At 66.4% G+C, this 21,065-nt stretch carries 23 protein-coding genes; 8 read left to right on the plus strand and 15 right to left on the minus strand.

From position 1 onward, the window contains the following. The first annotated feature begins 10 nt into the window (after positions 1 to 10). Entirely contained in the window at positions 11 to 1,684 is a 1,674-nt protein-coding gene (locus tag NNX34_RS05235; protein WP_255765452.1) for an FAD-binding protein, read from the plus strand. Here NNX34_RS05235 and NNX34_RS05240 read toward each other — a convergent pair. The 5 genes from NNX34_RS05240 to gap form a co-directional block, all read right to left on the minus strand. Then, complete coding sequence (locus NNX34_RS05240; protein WP_255765453.1) at positions 1,681 to 1,950, minus strand: helix-turn-helix transcriptional regulator; 270 nt, start codon at positions 1,948 to 1,950, stop codon at positions 1,681 to 1,683. The two genes, NNX34_RS05235 and NNX34_RS05240, sit on opposite strands and share 4 nt — an antisense overlap. Beyond that, the gene (locus tag NNX34_RS05245) at positions 1,950 to 2,441 is read right to left on the minus strand and encodes a DUF2975 domain-containing protein (protein WP_255765454.1); all 492 of its coding nucleotides are present in this window, start codon (positions 2,439 to 2,441) and stop codon (positions 1,950 to 1,952) included. The genes NNX34_RS05240 and NNX34_RS05245 overlap by 1 nt, the downstream gene beginning before the upstream one ends. A gap of 85 nt (positions 2,442 to 2,526) precedes the next feature. After that, positions 2,527 to 3,579 carry a CU044_5270 family protein gene (locus NNX34_RS05250; protein ID WP_255765455.1) on the minus strand — a complete coding sequence of 351 codons (1,053 nt, stop codon included), beginning with the start codon at positions 3,577 to 3,579 and terminating at the stop codon, positions 2,527 to 2,529. Further along, complete coding sequence (locus NNX34_RS05255; protein ID WP_255765456.1) at positions 3,545 to 4,141, minus strand: RNA polymerase sigma factor; 597 nt, start codon at positions 4,139 to 4,141, stop codon at positions 3,545 to 3,547. The genes NNX34_RS05250 and NNX34_RS05255 overlap by 35 nt, the downstream gene beginning before the upstream one ends. A 152-nt stretch (positions 4,142 to 4,293) precedes the next feature. After that, positions 4,294 to 5,301, minus strand: coding sequence for a type I glyceraldehyde-3-phosphate dehydrogenase (gap, locus tag NNX34_RS05260; protein ID WP_255765457.1), 1,008 nt, complete (start codon positions 5,299 to 5,301; stop codon positions 4,294 to 4,296). Between the two features lie 96 nt (positions 5,302 to 5,397). Between gap and NNX34_RS05265 the strand changes: the two genes are divergently transcribed. Continuing rightward, positions 5,398 to 6,603 (plus strand): ROK family protein, encoded by a 1,206-nt coding sequence (locus tag NNX34_RS05265; protein ID WP_255765458.1) that lies wholly within the window; start codon positions 5,398 to 5,400, stop codon positions 6,601 to 6,603. A gap of 10 nt (positions 6,604 to 6,613) precedes the next feature. Here the strand turns inward: NNX34_RS05265 and NNX34_RS05270 are convergent, their stop codons facing one another. The 3 genes from NNX34_RS05270 to NNX34_RS05280 all read right to left on the minus strand — a co-directional run bounded on the left by NNX34_RS05270 (position 6,614) and on the right by NNX34_RS05280 (position 8,184). After that, the gene (locus tag NNX34_RS05270) at positions 6,614 to 7,024 is read right to left on the minus strand and encodes a VOC family protein (RefSeq protein WP_255765459.1); all 411 of its coding nucleotides are present in this window, start codon (positions 7,022 to 7,024) and stop codon (positions 6,614 to 6,616) included. Between the two features lie 5 nt (positions 7,025 to 7,029). Then, positions 7,030 to 7,512, minus strand: a complete 483-nt coding sequence (locus tag NNX34_RS05275; RefSeq protein ID WP_255765460.1) for a helix-turn-helix transcriptional regulator — start codon at positions 7,510 to 7,512, stop codon at positions 7,030 to 7,032. 234 nt (positions 7,513 to 7,746) lie between these two features. Then, positions 7,747 to 8,184, minus strand: coding sequence for a hypothetical protein (locus NNX34_RS05280; RefSeq protein ID WP_255765461.1), 438 nt, complete (start codon positions 8,182 to 8,184; stop codon positions 7,747 to 7,749). A 298-nt stretch (positions 8,185 to 8,482) separates the two neighbouring features. Here NNX34_RS05280 and NNX34_RS05285 point away from each other — a divergent pair, with 298 nt between their 5' ends. Together NNX34_RS05285 and NNX34_RS05290 are read left to right on the plus strand one after the other, a co-directional pair. Next, the gene (locus NNX34_RS05285; RefSeq protein ID WP_255765462.1) at positions 8,483 to 9,991 is read left to right on the plus strand and encodes a long-chain fatty acid--CoA ligase; all 1,509 of its coding nucleotides are present in this window, start codon (positions 8,483 to 8,485) and stop codon (positions 9,989 to 9,991) included. A 52-nt stretch (positions 9,992 to 10,043) separates the two neighbouring features. Then, positions 10,044 to 11,381 carry an MFS transporter gene (locus NNX34_RS05290; protein WP_255765463.1) on the plus strand — a complete coding sequence of 446 codons (1,338 nt, stop codon included), beginning with the start codon at positions 10,044 to 10,046 and terminating at the stop codon, positions 11,379 to 11,381. 123 nt (positions 11,382 to 11,504) lie between these two features. On the opposite strand, the gene NNX34_RS05295 is transcribed toward NNX34_RS05290, so the two are convergent. Then, the gene (locus tag NNX34_RS05295; RefSeq protein ID WP_255765464.1) at positions 11,505 to 11,957 is read right to left on the minus strand and encodes a MarR family winged helix-turn-helix transcriptional regulator; all 453 of its coding nucleotides are present in this window, start codon (positions 11,955 to 11,957) and stop codon (positions 11,505 to 11,507) included. A 176-nt stretch (positions 11,958 to 12,133) separates the two neighbouring features. On the opposite strand from NNX34_RS05295, the gene NNX34_RS05300 reads away from it, so the two are divergent. Genes NNX34_RS05300 through NNX34_RS05315 form a run of 4 tightly spaced genes read left to right on the plus strand, consistent with a single transcriptional unit; the run spans position 12,134 to position 15,737 of the window. Next, positions 12,134 to 13,084 (plus strand): SDR family NAD(P)-dependent oxidoreductase, encoded by a 951-nt coding sequence (locus tag NNX34_RS05300; protein WP_255765465.1) that lies wholly within the window; start codon positions 12,134 to 12,136, stop codon positions 13,082 to 13,084. Positions 13,085 to 13,098: 14 nt separating this feature from the next. Continuing rightward, positions 13,099 to 14,028 carry an amidohydrolase family protein gene (locus tag NNX34_RS05305; RefSeq protein ID WP_255765466.1) on the plus strand — a complete coding sequence of 310 codons (930 nt, stop codon included), beginning with the start codon at positions 13,099 to 13,101 and terminating at the stop codon, positions 14,026 to 14,028. Then, entirely contained in the window at positions 14,025 to 15,221 is a 1,197-nt protein-coding gene (locus tag NNX34_RS05310; RefSeq protein ID WP_255765467.1) for an acyl-CoA dehydrogenase family protein, read from the plus strand. Before NNX34_RS05305 ends, NNX34_RS05310 begins: the two co-directional genes overlap by 4 nt. 39 nt (positions 15,222 to 15,260) lie before the next feature. Beyond that, a complete protein-coding gene (locus NNX34_RS05315) occupies positions 15,261 to 15,737 on the plus strand; it encodes a MaoC family dehydratase (RefSeq protein WP_255765468.1) in 477 nt (158 codons plus the stop codon). A 26-nt stretch (positions 15,738 to 15,763) separates the two neighbouring features. On the opposite strand, the gene NNX34_RS05320 is transcribed toward NNX34_RS05315, so the two are convergent. The 6 genes from NNX34_RS05320 to NNX34_RS05345 form a co-directional block, all read right to left on the minus strand. Continuing rightward, on the minus strand, positions 15,764 to 15,991 hold the full coding sequence (locus tag NNX34_RS05320; protein ID WP_227920259.1) for a hexameric tyrosine-coordinated heme protein: 228 nt from the start codon (positions 15,989 to 15,991) through the stop codon (positions 15,764 to 15,766). Between the two features lie 154 nt (positions 15,992 to 16,145). Beyond that, the gene (locus NNX34_RS05325) at positions 16,146 to 16,928 is read right to left on the minus strand and encodes an ABC transporter permease (protein ID WP_255765469.1); all 783 of its coding nucleotides are present in this window, start codon (positions 16,926 to 16,928) and stop codon (positions 16,146 to 16,148) included. Beyond that, positions 16,928 to 17,749 carry an ABC transporter permease gene (locus NNX34_RS05330; RefSeq protein ID WP_255765470.1) on the minus strand — a complete coding sequence of 274 codons (822 nt, stop codon included), beginning with the start codon at positions 17,747 to 17,749 and terminating at the stop codon, positions 16,928 to 16,930. Before NNX34_RS05330 ends, NNX34_RS05325 begins: the two co-directional genes overlap by 1 nt. Continuing rightward, positions 17,746 to 18,597, minus strand: a complete 852-nt coding sequence (locus NNX34_RS05335) for an ABC transporter ATP-binding protein (RefSeq protein WP_255765471.1) — start codon at positions 18,595 to 18,597, stop codon at positions 17,746 to 17,748. The genes NNX34_RS05330 and NNX34_RS05335 overlap by 4 nt, the downstream gene beginning before the upstream one ends. Further along, positions 18,598 to 19,659, minus strand: coding sequence for an ABC transporter substrate-binding protein (locus NNX34_RS05340; RefSeq protein WP_255765472.1), 1,062 nt, complete (start codon positions 19,657 to 19,659; stop codon positions 18,598 to 18,600). A 150-nt stretch (positions 19,660 to 19,809) separates the two neighbouring features. Next, entirely contained in the window at positions 19,810 to 20,964 is a 1,155-nt protein-coding gene (locus NNX34_RS05345) for a glycosyltransferase family 9 protein (protein ID WP_255765473.1), read from the minus strand. Positions 20,965 to 21,065 lie beyond the last annotated feature (101 nt).

Here is a 21,065-nt window from a genome sequence, read left to right on the forward strand (position 1 = left end):
GGAGGTCGTTATGCCCGAAGTGCAGCAGTTCGATGTGATCGTAGTGGGGTACGGAGACGCAGGTGCGGCAGCAGCCATTGAGGCAGCCGACAACGGAGCACGGGTGTTGGTGTTGGACCGGTCTTACGGCGGCGGAGCGAGCGCCCTTTCCGGAGGCGTCGTTTATGCAGGTGGCGGCACCCGGCAGCAACGCGAGGCCGGGTACGAAGACACCGTCGAGAATCTCTACAACTACCTGCGGCAGGAGGCGGGAAACAGTGTTGACGACTCAACGCTTCGCCGCTTCTGCGCCCAGAGCCCGGGAACAATCACCTGGCTGGAGCAGCAGGGAGTGGTCTTCGGAAGCAGCGTTCCGTCCTACAAGACGTCGTACCCCACCGATCAGCACTACCTGTATTTTTCCGGCAACGAGAAGGCCTATCCGTACAACCTCACCGCCGAACCCGCGCCGCGTGGACACCGCGCCGTTGCCAAGGGACTGGCTTCAGGCAAGGTGCTGTGGTCAGCCCTCGCTGCCGCCGCCCGGCGGAAGGGGGTGGTGTTTGTTCCACTGGCCCAAGTGAGTGACCTGATCGTGGAGGACGGCGGCGTGGTGGGGGTGCGGTACCGCGTACTCGGGCAGGACCATGCCAATGCGGCGGAACACGCACGGCTGACCCGGCTCACGGGGAAGCTGGGCAACTGGGCCCCCGGTCTGGTGAAGGGACCGGTGGCGAAGATCAAGAGCCTGTGGGAAAACGGCGCCGAAGAGAAGGAAGCCCGCGCGACAGCAGTGGTTCTGGCTGCTGGAGGCTTCATCTACAACCAGGAATGGGTCCAGCGTTACGCCCCGGAATTTACCGGGATTTCCCCGCTGGGAACACCGGCGGATGACGGGTCGGGAATCCAGCTCGGCATGGATGCGGGCGGAGCCACGGCCAAGATGGGCAACGTGACGGCCTGGCGGTTCCTCTCCCCGCCGAGCGCCTTCATAGAAGGAGTTACCGTGGGGCTGAACGGCCGCCGGATCAAGAACGAGGATCTCTACGGGGCCACCCACGGCAACGTGCTGATGCGGGAGTTCGGCGGCAAGGGCTGGGCCGTCTATGACTCGGTGAGTTGGAAGAAAGCGCGCGGCCAGGTCCGGTCCCAGACCCAGATTTTCCAAAAGTTACAGGTCGCCTTCCTTCTGACCGTGGGCCACAAGAAAGCGGATACCCTCGCGGAGCTTGCGATGAAAATCGGTGTTGATGCCTCGGGTCTGCAGCAAACCGTAGAGGCCTACAACCAAGGTATTGCCAGCGGCGCCGGCGATCCCGCCCATAAAGCTCCTGAACTATCCGTTCCCGTAGGCAAGGCTCCCTTCTATGCCTACGACATTTCCGTTGATGCCTCGCCGTTCTATCCGATTCCGGGCCTCACGCTGGGCGGACTGGTGGTGGACGGGGAGTCCGGGCTGGTGAAACGGCAGGACGGGACGCTTATCCCTGGCCTCTATGCCGCTGGCCGCAATGCCGTCGGCGTCTGTTCCAACAGTTACGTCAGCGGACTATCCCTCGCAGACTGCATTTTCAGCGGCCGCCGTGCCGGACAGCACGCTGCCGCCCGACTAAAAGCCGCACTGGCAGAAGACACGGCTTCCGGGCGGGAAGACCTGCAAGGAGGCCAGATCCTCACGGACGCGGCAGATGAATCGATGGCCTAGTCTGCCGGTTGGCGGGGCACGGCGACGAGGAGCCCGCCGCTGTCGTCGGCCCCGTCCGTTTCACCGGCCTCCCAGCGCAGCAGGTCCCCGGGCTGGCAGTCCAGTACCTCGCAAAGGGCAGCCAGAGTGGTGAACCGCACCGCCTTGGCACGGCCGTTCTTCAGCACGGCCAGGTTCGCCGGGGTGATGCCGATCCGCTCGGCCAGCACGCCAACCGGCATTTTGCGCTTCGCCAGCATCACGTCGATGTCCACAATGATCGGCATCAGATCACCCCGCCGAGTTCGGCGCGCAGGCGGCTGGCCTCGGCCGCGGTATCGACGGCGGAGGCCAGCAGCGCGCGCATCACCAGCACCAGCAGGGCACCGGCCGCAACGGTCACCCCCATGCCGCCAATCAGCAGGACAATGCCGGGAGCCGCCCCTTCCCCCGGTGCCAGCACGGCCCCCAGTGCAAAGAGCAGCAGGGCTGCCACCGAGAGCGCGCCAATCACCACATCCACGTAACGGAAAGCCGCAGAGGAAAACACGGTTCCCCGCCGCACCATGGTCAGCAGGCGCCAGACGCAGACCAGGCAGACCTGGAAGGCGAGGACCCCCAGCACCACAATCACCAGGACCGACACACGGACGGCTTCGGCGCCCGCCTCGGCCAGGTCGACGCCGAACAGCGGCACCAGCACGGCCTGCACAAACAGGGTGCCGAGGAACACCAGCACCAGCACTATCCGCAATGCCAGGATGGTTGATTTTCCCATCAGGCTCTCCCTACCGGACCACTTCGATTGAAGGACAATCAATACTTATCGACAATCGAGAGGTCCAGCAAGGGGTTCCGGCAAACTAGGGCGCCGAATCCACCACGGAGGCGGTGATTGCCGTCCAAGCAGTCACGGTGCCCGCCGGGACCCCTTTGTCCTCCCTGAGCTGCACCTCCCGCTCGCCGATCACGTGGCCGGACGCCGGGTCGATGATGATTTCCATCCTGGCCCGGTAATTGCTGCTTTTCATTCCCAGGGAGACTCCGGTCCGCCCGTCCAACGTGGCCTCGCGGTCCACCACGGATACTCCCGGAATCAGCGCAATGGCTTGGTAGATCACAGCACGCAGGTCCGCAGGAACGGCTCCCGTACGCAGGATATTCGCGAAGGCCATGAAGGCTTCGGCCTCCGTGTTCCAGTGGTTGCCCTCAGTTTGTGCATAGATCATCTTCAACAATTCGTCCGGGTCGCGGGGGGCGCTTTTAATCACCTCGTTCAGCGACATATCGTTGAGGACATACCAGTCGGAGCCGCCCCATTGCCCGCCGGGTGCACGCAGCACTTCGCCTTCCATCGGCATTCCGAAGGCCCGCCTTTCCGCCGCCATCCTCTCGGACGCCTGCCGCGAACCTTCGCCGAAGAATTGCACCGGTGCGCTGGGCTCCGAAGCCCAGACCCATTCCCCGGTCCTATCCGCCGGCACATACATCTGCCGGTCCATACTGGCTAGCCACCGGTGAGTGGCTTCATTTGCGGGCCCGCGCTCGAACATCATTATCACGCCGGTGGTTTCGATCTTCAGGTACTGGCCTGGCTGGACTACGGGATCAGACGTGTTGATCGCGGCTGTCGCCGCAGCGTTGAGGACCAAGGCCGCCTCCGCCGTCGCACCCGGGCGTTCATTGGCTCCGACGACGTCCACCGCCACGAGCGTTGCAACGAGCGCCGCAGCCGCGGCGGAGGCCAACAGAGTGCGGCGCCAGGGCCGCCGGGCGTGCACCGGGCCCGCCGCGCGACGGGAGGATTCCTCTTCCGCGGCCTTTTGCATCAGTTTCTCCCGCCCGGCGGCCAGGACGGCCGGGAGTACCGTTCCGGTGCTGTTACGCGTTGTGCGGAGCAGGTGCAGTTCGTCCATGATCACTGTCCATATCGTCGAAAAGGGCAAAGCCGAGGTCGGCCCGGAGCTTGCGCCGGGCACGGTTGATGCGGGAGCGGACGGTGCCGATAGGCACGCCGGTGGCGGTGGCGATTCCGTCGTAGGTCAGGTCCGCCCACGCGTAGAGGAGGATGGCTTCCCGCTCGATCGGTGCCAGCGCATGCAGGGCCGCACCGATCCGGGACCGGTCGCCGTCGGCATCCACTTTCGCGTCCACCGCATCGAGCCCGTCCGCGGAATGTCCGCGGCCGCCGTTTCGGGCCAGGGCACGCAGCATGCGCGCTTCGGCGCGATGGTGCCGGCGCAGCAAATTGGTGGCGATGCCGAAGAGCCAGGGCCGCACGGCTTCGGCCGGCCCGTCAAAGCCGGCCCGGCCTTCGAAGGCGACCAGGAAGGTTTCCGCCATCACGTCTTCGGCGGCAAAGTCACCGGCACGGCGGGCCGCGTACCGGTAGATGTCCGGCGCGTGCCGGTCATAGAGTTCCCCGAATGTGGCGGGGGCGCTCCGCGACCGCTCCACAATCTCTTTGTCTGTGTTCACACCCTGTAATGCCCGCTCACCGCAAATGGTTCACGGTTCCCCCGATTTTCTTTTCGTCTTTCCCCTGTTTCAGCAACCTGCACATTAAACGACGACGGCGCCGCCCGGACTCACAGGGAGTCCGGCGCGGCGCCGTCGTGCGTTGTTGCTTGTTAGAGCTTGGAAGCAACCAGTCCGGTCAGGTCGACCAGGCGGTTGGAGTAGCCCCACTCGTTGTCGTACCAGCCGACGATCTTGACCTGGTTGCCCATGACGCGGGTCAGGCCGGAGTCGAAGATGCAGGAGGACGGATCGCCCACGATGTCCGAGGAAACGATCTCATCCTCGGTGTAGGTGAGGATGCCGGCCCAGCGCGGATCCTGTGCAGCCTTGGCGTAGGCGGCGTTGATCTCCTCGACCGTGGCTTCCTTTTCCAGCGTGACGGTCAGGTCGGTGACGGAACCGGTGGGGACGGGAACGCGGATGGCGAAGCCGTCCAGCTTGCCCTTCAGTTCCGGCAGGACCAGGCCGATGGCCTTGGCGGCACCGGTGGAGGTGGGAACCATGTTCAGTGCTGCGGCACGGGCGCGGCGCAGGTCCTTGTGCGGGCCGTCCTGCAGGTTCTGGTCTGCCGTGTAGGCGTGCACGGTGGTCATGAGGCCCTTTTCGATGCCGAAGGCGTCGTTCAGGACCTTGGCCAGCGGGCCCAGGCAGTTGGTGGTGCAGGAAGCGTTCGAGATGACGTCGTGCTTCTCGGCGTCGTAGTCGCCGTCGTTCACGCCCATGACCACGGTGAACGCGTCGCCCTTGGCCGGTGCGGAAACCAGGACCTTCTTGGCGCCGGCGGAGATGTGCTTGCGTGCATCCTCGGCGTTGGTGAAGAAGCCGGTGGATTCGATGACGATGTCCACGTTGAGGTCGGCCCAGGGCAGGTTGCTGGGATCGCGCTCAGCGAAGACCTTGATGGTGTGGCCGCCGACCACGAGGTTTCCGTCTTCGACGGTGACCTTCTCGGCCAGGCGTCCGGCTACCGAATCGTACTTGAGCAGGTGGGCCAGCTGCGCGGGGTCGCCAAGGTCGTTGACTGCGACAACCTCGAACCCTTCGCCGTGCTGCAGGGCTGCCCGCAGGTAATTGCGGCCAATCCGACCAAAACCGTTGATTCCGACGCGTACCGTCACTGGTGCCTCCTTGATGCTGAAACTAAATTTAGGAACTAAATTTATTGTCTCCTATAATTATGCTGTTATTACCGCCACACGTCAAAGGGCACTTCCATGGACGCCTCAGCAAACACTCCGCAGCTACTGCGCCGCACCAACCTGCGCGCGGTGCTGGAGGTGCTCCGTGCTGCCCCCTCCGTCACGGGCACCGACCTGATCAACGCCACCGGCCTGACCCGCGCCACCGTCATTGCCGTGTGTGATGACCTGATTGCCCGAGGCTGGGCCCGGGAAACGGAGTCCCCGCGCATCGACCGGCAAAAAGGCCGGCCCGCCCGCCGGTTCGAATTCAACGAAAGTGCCGGCTATGTCCTGGGGCTCGACGTCGGCATCGCCACCGTCCGGGTACTGGTCGCCGACCTCGCGGGCGCCGTCGTCGGCGAATCGGAGGCACGGTTCCCGCGTCACGGCGGCGAACCGGAACAACGACGGCGCGTGGTCACCGAGGCCGTCGATGCCGCCCTGCAGGACGCAGGGATTTCCCCGTCGGCCGTGCTGTGCGCGGGGATGGGCATCGCCGCGCAGGTCACCGGCGCCGGCGACGTCGCCCCGGGGCAGGAGGTGGCGCCGATGTTCGATCTCGGACTGAGCACCATCTTCAGCGATTCCCGCGGCTGGCCGCTGCTCGTGGAAAACGATGCCAAGCTGGCAGCCCTCGCCGAACGCTGGCGCGGGGTGGGCGCGGGCGAAAACGACCTGGCGGTGATCCTGGCCGGCGAGCGCCTCGGCAGCGGCATCATCGAGTCCGGCCGCCTGCTGCACGGTGCGACCGGCGGCACCGGCGCCATGGGTGCGCTGGACCTGGTGGAAGGCGTAGGCAACGAGGACGGCATTGCCAAGCTTGCCCGCCTTTGGGGCAGTGCCGCACTGAAGGAAGGGCACAACGGCCGCATCCGCGAACTCGTGGGACCGGATACCAACCGCGCCTCGGCCCGGCTGGTGTTCGAAGCGGCCGAGGCCGGAGACCCGGTGGCCGAAGAAATCCTGGACCGGATTGCCCGCCGGATGGCCCGGGTACTGGCACTGGTGTCCTCGTTCTTCGATCCTCGGCTGATCGTGATCGGCGGCGCGGTGGCGGCGTCGGCCACTGCCCTGCTGCCCGCCATGACGCGTGAGCTGAACGGGTACGTGGTGAAACCGCCCCGGGTCGCCGTTTCGAACCTGGGCACCATGCTGGTGCCCACCGGTGCGGTGCGCCTGGCCCTGGACTACGTGGAAACCCACCTCCTGGACCTGGTGCCCGAGCCGCGCCGGGAGTAGGGCCGGGAGGCTACCGCAGTTCCTGGATCCGCAGCTGATTGCCCGCCGGGTCCCGCAGCGCGCAGTCCCTCGCTCCCCAGTCCTGCTCCATGGGCTCCTGGACCACCTCCGCTCCGCCGGCGACGGCGCGCTCGAATGCCGCGTCCAGATCGGCAGTTGCCAGCATCATCCCGGCATAGGTGCCCTTGGCCATCATTTCCTCGATGGTCCTGCGCTCGGCGTCAGTGATGCCGGGGTCCGCTGCGGGCGGCTCCAGCACAATGGAAGTTCCCGGCTGGTCCGGCGGCCCCACCGTGATCCACCGCATGTCGCCGTAGCCGACATCGTTGCGGACCTCGAAGCCCAGCACGTCGCGGTAGAACGCCAGCGAAGCATCGGGATCGGTCTGGGGAAGAAATACCGCATTGATGGAGATGTCCATCGGGCTCACCCTCTCTGGGACGGCGAAAACCGCCCTTTCCTGATCGGTCTTTGCACGGTGCGCCTCACGCACCCCGGCAGGTCCGGCTCCTGCTCTGCAGCCAGCCGCCGATAGGTTCCCGGCGGGACCCCCACCAGCTCGGTAAAGCGTGTGCTGAAGGTACCCGGCGAGGAGCACCCCACGGCGAAGCACACGTCGGTGACGCTCCGGGTGCTGCAGCGCAGCAGCGTCATGGCCCGTTCAATGCGCCGGGTCATGAGATACGAATACGGCGATTCCCCGTAGGCCAGGCGGAACTGGCGGCTGAGGTGTCCGGCCGACATAAATACCCCGCGTGCCAGCGCTTCGACATCCAGTGGCTTGGCATACTCTCGGTCGATCCGGTCCCGCACCCGACGCAGTCGGGCCAGGTCGGCGAGCCGGCGGGAGTTCTCCAATGCCCGGCCGGATCCTCCGTCCTTGTCCACGGCTGCTGATACGACACTCATCGCACTTTCCCTGCTGCTGTCCTGTCCGGTGTTCCCTCACGCTACCGGCGGGCGGGCGGAAGGCGCTTCTTGATTCCTGATCGATTTGTCCGCCGGCCCTTTTTGCCATGGTTCCACTTCAGGGCGCGGCAGGATACCGAAATCCGCGCGATGAACTTCAAGAACACGAGCGAACCGGTCGCTCGACACAGAAAGGGCCGGGTGCCGCTGCACCCGGCCCTTTGACTGCGGAAACTACGCCGGGGCCGATCCGTCCCCGCTTTGGTTCTCCCGGTCCTCATCCGGTCCGCCGACGTGGTGGCCGTCGTCATGGTGCCGGCCGTGGTGGCGGCCGTCGTCGTCGTACCGGCCTTCACCCTCCTCGGCGTCCGGGTCCTTCTGCTCGGGACCTTGGCCGTCCGGACCCTGTTCCGCCTCGCCGTCGGCATCCGGGCGTTCCTCGTCCCGGGTGTCCTGCTCGTCCCGGGTGTCCTGCTCGTCCTGCTCGTCGAAGAAGTCCCGGCTCTCGTTGTCCCCGGCGTCCTGTTCCTGGGCGGTGGAGCCGGCCTGCTCAAACTCCGGGTTCTCCGCTACGGCGGTACCCGCAAAAAAACTGGCAACCAGCAGGCCCACACCGGCAAGGGCACCGCCGCCCCAGACGATGACTTTCCGAGCTCCGCTGCCTATACCCATGGTGCTGTTTCACCTCCGAATAAGTGGTTTGCTGACGGTTACCATCCTCGAACTTGTTGCTTTGAGAATTCTCAAAAGCAGCTGAGGGCCAGCGGCACGCGCACCAGGGAGATGCCGGCGGCGGGATTCAGCCCGTTGATATCCGGCCCCTCGCCAGCATTCCGGTCAGGCCTCGATCATCTTCGACCGCGCCGGGCGCCCAACACCTTCGCCGTCGTCCGCTTCAACAATCATTGACTTTATCAATAGATTGCTGTTCCAATGGTTTTGATGTGAACTAGCTCACGACAAAGGAGTCATGGTGAATCTGGGAATCGGTTCCTGGCCGGCACGGCGGGCAAAGGTACGCCCGCATGATCCGGCGATCGTGTTCGAGGGTCGCGAGTGGAGCTACGCGGACGTGGACCGCCGCGTCCGCCAGCTGGCCAATGCCCTGCTCAACGCCGGGATCCGCCGCGGAGACCGCGTGGCCTACGTCGGCTTCAACCATCCGGCCCTGTTGGAAACCTTCTTTGCCGCCGGCCTGATCGGCGCCGCCTGCGTCCTGGTCAATCCGCGCCTGCGGCAGGCCGAGGTGGACTACATCCTGCGCGACTGCGGTGCCAGGGCCGTGGTCTACACCGATGAGCAGCGGGAGAACATTGAACAGCTCGCCGCGGAGCTCGACGTCGAGCGGTGGCTGAGCGTGGACGGCGGCGGGCCGGGAACCGGGTTCGAAGACTTCCTCTCCGCCGGCAGCGAGGATCCGGTGCCGGACGGCGTCGAGATGGAGGATCTCGCCCTGATTATGTACACCTCCGGCACCACCGGCCGGCCGAAGGGCGCGATGCTTTCGCACCAGAATCTGTTCTACCAGTACGTGAACGCGCTGATCGGCGTCGATCTGCGGCAGGACGAGGTGCACCTGGCCGTGGCGCCGCTGTTCCATATTGCCGGGTTGAACATGATGACCCTGCCCGCCTTCACCCTGGGCGGCCGGATCATCATCCACCGCTCCTTCAAGCCGGAGGCCGTACTGCGCGAAATCGCCGCTTCCCGAGTCACCTCCTCCTTCATGGTTCCGGCCATGCTCGATGCACTCAGCGAGCACCCCGGGTTTGCCGATGCGGATTTGTCCTCGGTTCGTGGATTCATGGTGGGAGGATCACCGGTCCCCGAACGGATGATCCGCACCTGGGCGGGCAAGGGGGCGGCCATCATGCAGGGCTTCGGCATGACGGAGACCGGTCCCGGGGTGTGCATGCTCGAGGCACGTGACGGCGTTACGAAAGCCGGCTCAGCGGGCCGTTCGCATTTCTTCACGGAGCATCAGGTGGTGGATTTCGACGGCAAGCCCGTGCCGCCGGGTGCGCCCGGAGAAGTGATCGTCCGGGGCCCCAACGTGATGTCCGGTTACTGGAACAAGCCGGAAGAAACCGCCAAGGCACTTGCTGACGGTTGGTATCACTCCGGTGACATCGCCGTCGTGGACGAAGACGGATACATGTACATCAAGGACCGGATCAAGGACATGTACATTTCCGGCGGCGAGAACGTTTATCCCGCCGAAGTGGAAAACGCTCTGCTGAACATCCCCGGCGTCCGGGATGCAGCGGTCATCGGCATCCCCGACTCGAAGTGGGGCGAAACCGGATTGGCCTTCATTGTCCTGGCCGACGGCGACTCCCGCACCAGCGAGGACCTCCGCACCCAGCTGAGCCAGCGGCTGGCCACCTACAAGCTGCCGCGCCGGATCAACGTCGTTACCGAGCTTCCCCGCACCGCGACCGGCAAGATCCAAAAGCACGTCCTGCGTGCCGGTGCCTGAGCAGGTCCCGGCCCGCAACCCCGCCATCCATCACTCCCCTTCGAAGGAAACCATGTCATCCGCTCCTGACGCTCCGGCCGCCCCGGCGCTGCGCACCGGAAAGAACGAGGCCCGCCGGGTCATTCTCTCCAGCTACCTCGGCTCGACCATCGAGTTCTACGACTTCCTGCTTTACGCCTCCGCCTCGGCACTGGTGTTCCCGCATGTCTTCTTCACCAACCTGGATCCGCTGGCCGGCACCATCGCCTCCTACGGCACCTTCGCCGCCGGCTATCTTGCCCGGCCGCTGGGCGGTGCCGTGTTCGGGCACTTCGGTGACCGGCTGGGCCGCAAGAAGATGCTTATTCTGTCGATGCTCATCATGGGCATCGCCTCCACCCTGATCGGCCTGATCCCCAGCGCCAACACCATTGGTTCCTGGGGCGCCGTGATCCTGATCCTGCTGCGCGTCTGCCAGGGCATTGCCGTAGGCGGCGAATGGGGCGGAGCCGCCCTCATGGCACTGGAGCACTCAGCGAAGGGGAAACGCGGATTCGCCGCCTCCTTCACCAATGCCGGAGCCCCCACCGGTGCGGCCCTCGGCACGTTCATCCTGGGCCTCTTCGCCTCCATGCCGGAGGACCAGTTCCTGTCCTGGGGCTGGCGGGTTCCGTTCCTGCTCTCGGCGCTGCTCCTTGTGGTGGGACTCTTTGTACGTTCCCGCGTTTCCGAAAGCCCCATTTTCAAGGCAGCCGTGGAGAAGGAAGCAGCCGATCAGGGCTACGCCAAGCCCAAGCTGCCGATCCTGCAGGTGCTGCGCCGGCCGCGTGCGTTGATTTTCACCATGCTCGGCGGAGCCTCGGGCTTTGCCCTGCAGGTATTCCTGGCCACCTTCGCCGTGAGCTACGCCGTCGAACACGGAGCCGAGCGCCAGTCGGTCCTCTACGTCTTCGCCGCCGCTTCCATCCTCAGCGTCGCGTTCGTGGTGGGTATGGGCCGGCTCTCCGACCGGCTGGGCCGCCGTCCGGTCATGGTCGCCGGCCTGGTGCTGTTCATCGCCATGATCTTCCCGATGTTCTCCTGGCTGTCGACGGGCAACGTCTGGCTGATCTTCGCCGTCTTTATGCTGGGCTTGCTCTTCCATGCCGCCATTTACGGACCGCTGGCCGCGTTCATCTCCGAACAGTTCGGCACCACCGCCCGGTACACCGGTGCGTCCCTGGGCTACCAGTTCGCCACCCTGCTCGGTGCCGGCTTCACACCCGGCATCCTGTCCTCGATCTATGCCTCCAGCGGCCGGGACACCGGGCCCGTGGTCTGGTACCTGGCCGGAATGGCACTGATCAGTGCCATCTTCATCCTGCTGACCCGCGAGTCCAAGGACTATGACCTGGAGACGCACGAGCACTGACCCCGCCTCAAAACAGTGCCGCGTCCTCCGCTGCTAGAGGATGCGGCACTACGGCGTCCGGCCCCCCGCTTCAGGGGTCTGTCCCGGAAGCGGGATGACACTCCCCGGCCCAGCCCGCGGCAGCTAGAAAGCAACCTGCTGCAACAGCCGGCGGAGTTCGTCCTGTTCGGCGGCGGAGAGCTGCGCCATGGAGGCCGCTGTGGCTCCGACCACTGCCTCCCTGGCCCGTGCATACAGCTCGTCTCCGTCCTTGGTGGGCGCAATGACCTTTGAGCGGCGGTCCCGGGGGTCGGTCTGGCGTTCGACGGCGCCGCGGCTCTCCAGCTCGTCGATGATGGCCACGATCTGACTGGGATCCAGCACCAGGAACTGGCTCAGCTCCCGCTGTGTTGGCGCCGCTCCGCTGCAGGCCAGGGACAGCACGGAGTAGTGGCGCACCTTCAGGCCGAGGTCGGCCAGCCGGCGGTTGGCCTCGGCCGAGCCCATGGACGCGGCGCGGGCCATCAGGAAGACGGGTTCGGCACCGAGATCGGTAGCGGCGAAGCGGGCGGCAACGCCGTCAGGGAAGGTGCTCATGGAGTGTTTGATCCTTCGGCAGGGGCACGGTCAGAACCCCATCCTAGGAGATAGTCGCTTCTCCCAATAAGTGAGGATATTAACTGTTGACTTTTTCAATGATATGCCGTGGAATGGGAATACCGCCGCAACGTGGCCGCAGTCACATGCGGCCGGCCTGAGCAAAGGAGCTTCGCATGACCACTGAATCCACTGGTGCACTCGCCGGAAAGGTCGCCGTTGTCACCGGCTCCGGCCAGGGCCTCGGGCTGGCCTACGCCGCCGAACTCGCCCGCCAGGGCGCCGCCGTCGTTATCAATGACGTGGTCCAGGAAACAGCGGACCGCGCCGTCGAAATGATTACTTCCGCCGGAGGCCGGGCCGTCGCCGTCGTCGCCCCGGTAGGCACCACGGAGGCCGCCGTAGCCCTGGTGGAAGGCGCCGTGTCCGCCTTCGGTCGCCTGGACATCCTGGTCACCAACGCGGGTGTGCTGCGGGACAAGTCGCTGCTGAAGATGACGGACGAGGATTTTGACCTCGTGATCCAGGTGCATCTGCGCGGAACGTTCACCTGCGCCCGCGAGGCCTACCGGTATTTCAAGGAAAACAACGTGGCCGGCCGGATCATCACCATCGGCTCCCCCACCGGCCAGTACGGCAACTTCGGGCAGACCAACTACGCCGCCGCCAAGGCCGGCATTGTCGGCATGGTCCGCACCTGGGCGCTGGAAATGCGCAAGGCCGGCGTCACCGCCAACGCCGTCATTCCCGTGGCCGCCACCGCCATGACCGAGACTGTCCCCTACTTCCGTGCCGCCGTCGAGGCTGACCGCCGCGGCGAACCGATGCCGGACTTCTTCCGCAAGGACCTGGGTTTCGGCACCTCCGCCGACGTCGCCGGGCTGGTTGCGTACCTGGCCTCCGACGACGCGGCGGGGATCACCGGGCAGGTCATCGGCGCCGGCGGCGACCGGCTGCAGATCTTCTCCCACCCCGTACCCGTGGTCACCGAATACCGTGAGGGCGGTTGGACGTTTGAGGCCCTGCGCGAGCAGTTCCCGGCGCTCCTGGAGGGGAACCTGCAGCCGGTCGGCGAGAAGATGCCTCCGCTGCCCGAGGAACTGCAGCCCGAACCGCAGGCCCGGTAGGGACGGAGACCGATATGCGCTACGAATACGGCTTGGACCTCGCGTCCCTGGACGCCATCGACATGCACGTGCACATCGAGTGCTCCGACCACGGCCACGCGTCGCTGCCGGCAGCCCTCACCGAGGCGTCGGCCAAGTACTTCAAGTCCGAGGACCGCAGCCCCTCCCTGGACACCATCGCCGAGCGGTACCGCGAATGGCGGATGGCCGCCGTCGTTTTCACCGTGGATGCCACCACCGCGCTGGGCCATGAACCGAACTCCATCGAGGAGATTGCCGAGGGCGCGGCGCGCAACAACGACGTACTGATCCCCTTCGGCTCAGTGGATCCGCTGCAGGGCAGCCGCGCCGTGGACCGGGCGCGGATGCTGGTGGAGGACTACGGGGTCAAGGGCTTCAAGTTCCACCCTTCGCTGCAGGGCTTCGATCCTTCGGACCAGCAGTTCTATCCGATCTACGAGGCCATCTCCGCCCTGGGCGTCCCGGCCCTGTTCCACACCGGGCAGAACGGCATGGGGGCCGGGCTGCCCGGCGGCTACGGCATCAAGCTTGCGTATTCGAACCCGATGCTGCTCGACGCCGTCGCCGCGGATTTCCCGGAGCTGCAGGTCATCATGGCCCACCCCTCCGTGCCGTGGCAGGACGAAGCCAACTCCATTGCCACCCACAAGGCCAACGTCTGGATCGATCTGTCCGGCTGGTCGCCGAAGTACTTCCCGGAGTCCCTGGTCCGGGCTTCCAACTCGATGCTGGCCGACAAGGTCCTGTTCGGCACCGACTATCCGCTGATCTCCCCGCAGAAGTGGCTGGGTGCCTTTGAGCAGCAGAGTTTCAAGGATGAAGTACGCCCGAAGATCCTGAAGGACAACGCGGTGCGCCTGCTCGGGCTGGATACCGCTGCCGGTGCTGCCGCCGGCGCCGCCAGCGCAGGGGAAAGCGCATGACCGGGCTGCTGACCGAGCCGCGCCTGTACCCGGACTGCGATCCGTTCAACGTCGAGGGGCGGCTGACCGAGGCGGAGAAGGCTCCGCTGCGGCGCCTGCGCCGGGTACTCGAGGACTCAGCCCGGCCGCTGCTGGCGGAATACTGGGAGGCCGGGGAGTTCCCGTACCAATTGGACGGCCCGCTGCGGGAGCTGAACCTGATGGTGCCGGAGGAACTCACCGCGGACGGCGCCGAACCCCGCGCGCTCTACCACGGCTTCCGGATCTTCGAACTGGCCCGCACCGACGCCTCGCTTGCCACCTACTACACCGCGCAGGCCGGGCTGTTCCGCACCGCGTGCCGGGTAGGCGGAACGCCGGAGCAGTTCGCCCAGTGGGATCCGTTGATCACCTCCTTTGAGATGACCGGCGTGTTCTGCCTGACCGAGCCCGAGCACGGTTCGGACATTGCCGGCGGGTTGGCGACGTCGGCACGCCGCGACGGCGAGGAGTGGATCCTGGACGGCGCCAAGCGGTGGATCGGCGGGGCGTTCACCGCCGACTACCTGGCCGTCTTCGCCCGGGACAGCGCCGACGGACAGGTCAAGGGGTTCCTCGTGGACCGCGAAGCAGCCGGGGTGCGGCTCGAAAAGATCCGCGGCAAAACGTCTCTGCGGATGATGCAGAACGCCGATATTTACCTCGACGGTGTCCGTGTTCCTGAATCCCGGCGGCTCGGCAACGTGAACTCCTTTAAGGACGTCGCGGCGATGCTGCGGGCCATGCGGTCCGACGTGGCCTGGATTGCCACCGGCATCCAGGCCGGAGCATACGAAGCTGCCCTGCGGTACGTGCGCAGCCGCGAACAGTTCGGCCGGTCGCTGGGCAGCTTCCAGCTGGTCCAGGAAAAACTTGCCCGCATGCTGGGCAACGTCACCGCGTCCCTGAACCTGGTGGCAGGCCTCGCGGAGCGCCAGCAGGAAGGGATTTTCCGGGATGAGGATTCCGCCCTGGCGAAGATGTGGATCAGCCTGCACATGCGTGAAACCGTTGCCCTGGCCCGCGAAGTGGTCGGCGGCAACGGGATCACCCTGGCCACCGACGTCGCCCGTTTCCACGCCGACGCCGAGGCCGTCTATTCCTACGAGGGAACCCACGAAATCAATGCGCTGGTCGTAGGCCGCGCAGTCACCGGCAAGAGCGCCTTCGCCTGACACGCTCCGCCGTATCCGTCCAGCAACCTAGGAGTTTCCATGACTGAAGCACCCGCCTCCGCCCAGACCGTCGTAGCGTTCGAAGAGGTCAAGGACCTCATCGGCAAGAACCTCGGCACCTCGGCGTACCGCGACATTACCCAGGGGCAGGTGGACCTGTTTGCCGATGCCACCGACGACCATCAGTGGATCCACGTGGATCCGGAGCGGGCCAAGGACGGCCCTTTCGGCGCCCCGATAGCCCACGGCTTCCTGACGCTGTCACTGCTGATCCCGATGTGGGGCGAGCTGTTCGACGTGACGGGCGTCAAGACAAAGGTCAACTACGGCCTGGACAAGGTCCGCTTCACCTCGCCGGTGAAGGTCGGTTCCCGGATCCGGATGACCGCCGCGATCGCCGAGGTCCAGGAGGTCAAGGGCAACGGCCTGCACGTGGTCGCGGACCTCACCATCGAAATCGAGGGCCAGGAGCGCCCGGCAGTCATTGCCCGGTTCCTCAGCCGGCTGTACGCCTAGGCGGTCGGGGCAGGCGGGCCGGAGGACTAGCGCCAGTAGTTGTTCGCGGCCGCAACGGTCGCGAACTCTGTGGCAACCACGTGTGAGGCCGCAATGATGCCGTCCGGGTTGTTGGCATAGGCATCCCGGATGATGTGCTCCGCCTGCCCGTCCGGCTGGATGGCAAAGGCGGTCTGCAGCGCCAGTTGAATGGCCAGCTGCCGGCCTTCCTCCGGGGTGGCGCACTTGAGGGAATTGTTCGGAACAAGCTCCATGGTGTCCGTCCTGTCTTTTCAAAGTCCGCCGGCCTGCCGGCTCGGCGCACGCGGGCGGATACACCCGACGCCAACAGTCTTGCGCCGCGCCGCCCGGCACTCAACCGTTTCCTCGGCTTTGCCCTCCCCCGGAGCCGGGACGGCGGGTGGCAGGCTACGTCCCTGCGCGCTGCTTCAGGGCCGCCTCCACTGCGGCAACCACCGCGTACAGCAGGATCGAGGCCAAGGTCACGGCGACGACGGCGGCCCACACCTGGTCATACCGCGCCCGGGACACCGCGGAGACTATCCCGTAGCCGATTCCCTGCCCCGTGGCGAGCCACTCCGCGAGCAACGCCCCGGTCAGTGCCCCGGGAATGGAGACCCGCAGCGCGGTGAACAGGGCGGGCACTGCTGTCGGCACCGCCACCTTCCGGAAGGCATCGAACCGGCTGCCCCCGTACACCTGCACCACTTCGAGCATGGCCGGTGAGGCGGAGCGCAGGCCGAACACGATGGTGACGAGCGCGGGGAACAGCACCACAATGCCGCCCATCGCGGCCACCGCAGCTTCCTGCCGGCCGAAGACCAGGATGATCATCGGGGCGAGTGCCACCAGCGGCACCGAGCGCAGGAGCATGGCCAGCGGCATCAGAGCGTGCTCCACCCCGCGGAACAGGGTGAAGACACAGGCCGCGGCGAGCGCGGCCAGCATTCCGGCGGCGAACCCCATGCCGGCGTCGAGCAGTGTCTGTCCCAGCTGCCCGCCGACCAGCGCGCGGTTCTCTGCGGCCTCCGGGTCCAGGACCAGGAATGTCCAGACCTCCCACGGTCCCTTGCCGATGTAGGCGGACACGTCGAAAACCTTCAGCAGCCCGATCCAGAGCGCACCAACCACGGCCAGTGACACCGCCAGGCCCAGCAGCATCCGGCCGACGGACCGGACCAGCGCGCCCATCACAGGCCGCCCACCCGGACACCCGGCGCGCCGGAGGCCCACGGAACAGCAAATCGGGACAGGAGCCCCAGCACCGCGTAGGCGGAACCGGCCAGGGCGGCACAGGCACCCGCCACACCCCATACCCGTGCCACTTCCAGGGTCTGCTGCGCGTTGACCATCGCGGGCCCCAGTCCACGGTCCACTCCGCCCACGTACTCACCGAGGATGGCACCAAGCAACGCGGCCGGTGCGGCAATTTTCAACGCAGCCAGGACCGACGGCAGGGCAGCAATGATGCGGACCTTGAGCAACTGATGGATCCGGCGGCCGCCGAACACCGTGACGATGTCCAGGCAGGCACGGTCCGCCGCTTTCAACCCGGCCAGGGCGCTGACCATCGTGGTGAAAAACACCGACAGTGCAGCCAGTGCCACCGCCGTTCCCGAGGACTCTCCGGACCGCGGCGGGCCCAGGACAATAAAGATCACGGGGCCGACGGCGACCACCGGCAGGCAGTAGCTGACGACGGCCAGCTGCGTGGCGAGCTGCTCGAGCCGCGGGACCAACAGCACCAGGAACGCCAGCAGCAGGGCCAGGGCGTTGCCCCACAGATAACCGGCGCCGGCTTCGGCCAGGGTCACGGCGGCATTGCGCCAGTAGAAACCCCATCCGTCGGCCCCCACCTGGGCGAGCACCTCCCACGGGGTCGGGATGGCTCCGGGGCCGCCGTCGCCTGCGGCGCCGATGCCACTGAGGAAGGTGGCCGCACCTACCCACCAGAGGGCCAGTACGGCAGCCGCGCCGGTGACCCCCACGGCCCACGGCGGCACGCGGGTCATGATGCCTCCGCGGAGGACGGCCCGCCGAAAAGCAGCTCGGAGGCGTGGTCGTGCAGGGCGTGGAATTCGGGGGTCCGCATCATTTGCGGGGTGCGCGGCCGCGGGAGGTCCACGGTGATGACCTCCTTCACGCGGCCGGGACGCGGGCTCATCACCGCCACCGTGTCCGAGAGGAAGATGGCCTCGGAAATTCCGTGGGTGACCATCAGCGTCGTGGCGGGTTTCTCGGTCCAGATCCGCAGCAGTTCAAGGTTCAGGCGCTGGCGGGTCATATCGTCCAGGGCCCCGAAGGGCTCATCCAGCAGCAGTACCGACGGTTTCAGAACCAGCGCCCGCGCAATCGAAACGCGTTGCCGCATGCCGCCGGAGAGCTGCGCGGGCCGGGCCTTTTCGAATCCCTCCAGGCCCACCAGATTGATCAGCTCGCGGATATAAGCGTCATCCGCTGCACGCCCGGCGACCTCCAGCGGCAACCGGATATTCGTGTACACGCTCCGCCACGGCAGCAGCGCCGAGTCCTGGAAGGCGATGCCCAGTTCATGGCCGCGCCGGAGATCCTGGGGCGACTTTCCGTCTACAAGGACTTCCCCGGTGGTCGGTGTTTCCAACCCGGCCAGGATCCGCAGCACGGTGGATTTTCCGCAGCCGGAAGGACCCAGCAGGGAGATGAAGGATCCGCGGTCGGTGACGAGGTTGGTCTCCGCCAGGGCTGTCACCTCTTTCCGCCCCGATCCGAACGTCTTACCGAGATTCGTCAGCCGGATTCCCGTGCCGCTGCCCGGCCGGGCGGCTTCCCCGGGTGCTGTGATGCCCGGGGAAGCCGGTGCCAGGGCGTGTTCGGACTGCATCTACTTCAGCTCCGGGTTTTCCTCGTACACCTCGGCCAGGAGGCTCATGTCGAACACCTGCTCGGCGGTGAGGTCATATCCGGCCAGTTTCAGGATTTCCAGGTTCTCCGCGATCAGCGAGTCCGAGATGGTGAACAATCCGTTGGCTTCGGTATCCGCGGATACAACAAGCTTGGTGTTCTGTTCCTCGGCCTGCCGGGTCTCCTTGGCCGTGTCCAGGTTCAGGTCCGTGCCGTAGACCTCGACGGCCAGCCGTGCGGACTCCTCGGGGTCGGCGACGGCGTCCTTCCATCCCTGCGCGGTCGCCTTCAGGAATGCCTTGAGTTCCTCCCGGCGGGTTTCAATGGCTTCGTCAGTCGTCACGAAGCTCTCTGCGATGAACGGGAGGCCGTTGTCGGCGAAGGGCAGTACGGCGGTTTGATGCCCGGCCTGCTCCAGTGTCAGCACTTCATTGGTGAGGTAGCCGAAGAATCCGTCCACATCCCCGTTGACCAGCGGCTGCGGGTCATATTGCACCGGGACCTTTTCCACGGAACCGGGATCGATCCCGTTGACCTCGAGCAGGGCGTCAAAGAGTGTTTCGTTGACGCCGGCCTGCACTCCGATCCGTTTGCCAACGAGGTCCTCCGGCGTGGTGATGGGCAGGGAACCCAGGGAGATGATGACGAACGGGTTCTTCTGATAGGTGGTGCCGATGATTTTCAGCGGTGCGTCCTGCTCCGCGATGACCGGGGCCACCCCCATGGGGCTGGAGGTTCCCACCAGGGCGCCGCCGGAGAGGACCATGGTTTCCGTCGAGGTGCCGCCGGGACCGCCTGCTATGAGGTTCACCTCGGAGAAGCCTGCATCCGCGTAATAGCCCTTCTCCTCGGCGAAGTACTCACCGGCGAATTCGGCGTTCTTGATCCAGGACAGGTTCACGTCCAGGGTGTCGTACTCCGCGTCCCCGGCGTCGGCAGACCCGCCGCAGGCGGTGACCATCAGAAGGCTGGACGCGGCGAGTGTGCCGAGCAGGATTCGTGTATTCGCGGCGCGTGTGCGCAACCGGGGCAGGACGTTCATGGGTACCGCTTTCAGTAGGTGCGGGGTGATGAATCCCGAGCCTACGAACGCTTTGTTTCTGCGGCGGACACCCCCTGTTACGGTGCGGTATCGGTCCGTTACGGTGCCGTAAACTCCCTCTCCTCCGCTGGCATCAAGGGGATCCCGGCGCTACCCCAGCAGCTCGTCGACGTCGGCCCACACATCTGCGGTCCGCACTTCCGCCACAAACGAATCGTCATGTTCGCACCGCTCCGCCGTCCAGCCGACCTGCGTGACGTCCGCCTTGCAGACGGGGCACTCCGACACCCAGGACATGTGCACCCGGTGCCGGGTGCGGCCCATCGCCCCGGCGTTGACGACGTTGCCGAACCAGTAGATCCCCACCGTGGCCGCGCCAACCGCCTGCGCCAGATGCCGGGGCCCGCTGTCATTGCCCACCATCACCGCACTGGCCTGCAGCAGGGCTCCGAGTGTGCCGATGCCCAGTTCGCCGGCGAGTGAGCGGACGGGCGCATCGGGTCCGGCCTCGGCGAGCGCAAGGTCCACAACCTCCTGCGCGAGGCCCCGGTCGGCGTCGTCGCCCACCACCACAACCTGGCAGCCCCGGGCGACGGCACGCACCGCCACCTCCGCGAAGCACGACGCCGGCCACCGCCGCCGCGGGTCCGTGGCCCCGGGGTGCAGGGTCACCAGGTTCCGGCCCGGCGATACCAGGGCCCGCGCCGCTGCTGCTTCTTCGGGCAGGACGGGCAGCTGCGCGTCCAGGCTGACGGGGGCGGCCCCGGCGAGCCCGGCCACTTCCAGGGCCCGGAAGACCTCGTGCTGGTAGTAGATGTAGGGAATGCTCCGCTCCAGGGCAGCAGCATCGGGGGTGCGGGTCCCCGCTGTGTGCCGTGCCCCCAAGCGGAGCAGGAAGGGGTTCGAATTCCGGCCGCCCCCGTGCACCTGTACGGCCAGATCAAACCGCTCCCGCTGCATCCGGGCCAGGAATGCCTCAACGGCCGCCGGGTCCGCCGGTCCGGAGGCAATGCCGGGGGCGGCGGGCAGGACCTCCACCCGCTGCACCGGCCCGGGCCGGTCCGCCAGCAGGGCGGCGTGAAGTGCAGTACCAAGCAACGTGATGGACGCGGACGGATAGGCGGCGGCGAGCGCTTCGACCGCAGGCAGGGCGAACATCAGGTCCCCCAGCCCTCCGCCGCGCAGCACGGCGATTTTCTTCACCGCCGGAAAGGGTGCGGCCAGGGGGCCGACACCGCGGACGAGCCCCGCCCGGTCGCCAGGCGGGTGCAGCGGCCCGCGCTGTTCCGTGGTCTGCTGCTTCATTGGGCTTCCTTTCGCCGAGGACGCGCGTGCCGCGCCGGTCTGCCCTGTGGGCACTCACCATAGGTGCTGGCGACGCCGGACCCAAGGGAGGTGTCTCCTCC

The organism is Arthrobacter sp. zg-Y1116, assembly GCF_024385485.1.
Lineage (GTDB): Bacteria > Actinomycetota > Actinomycetes > Actinomycetales > Micrococcaceae > Arthrobacter_B.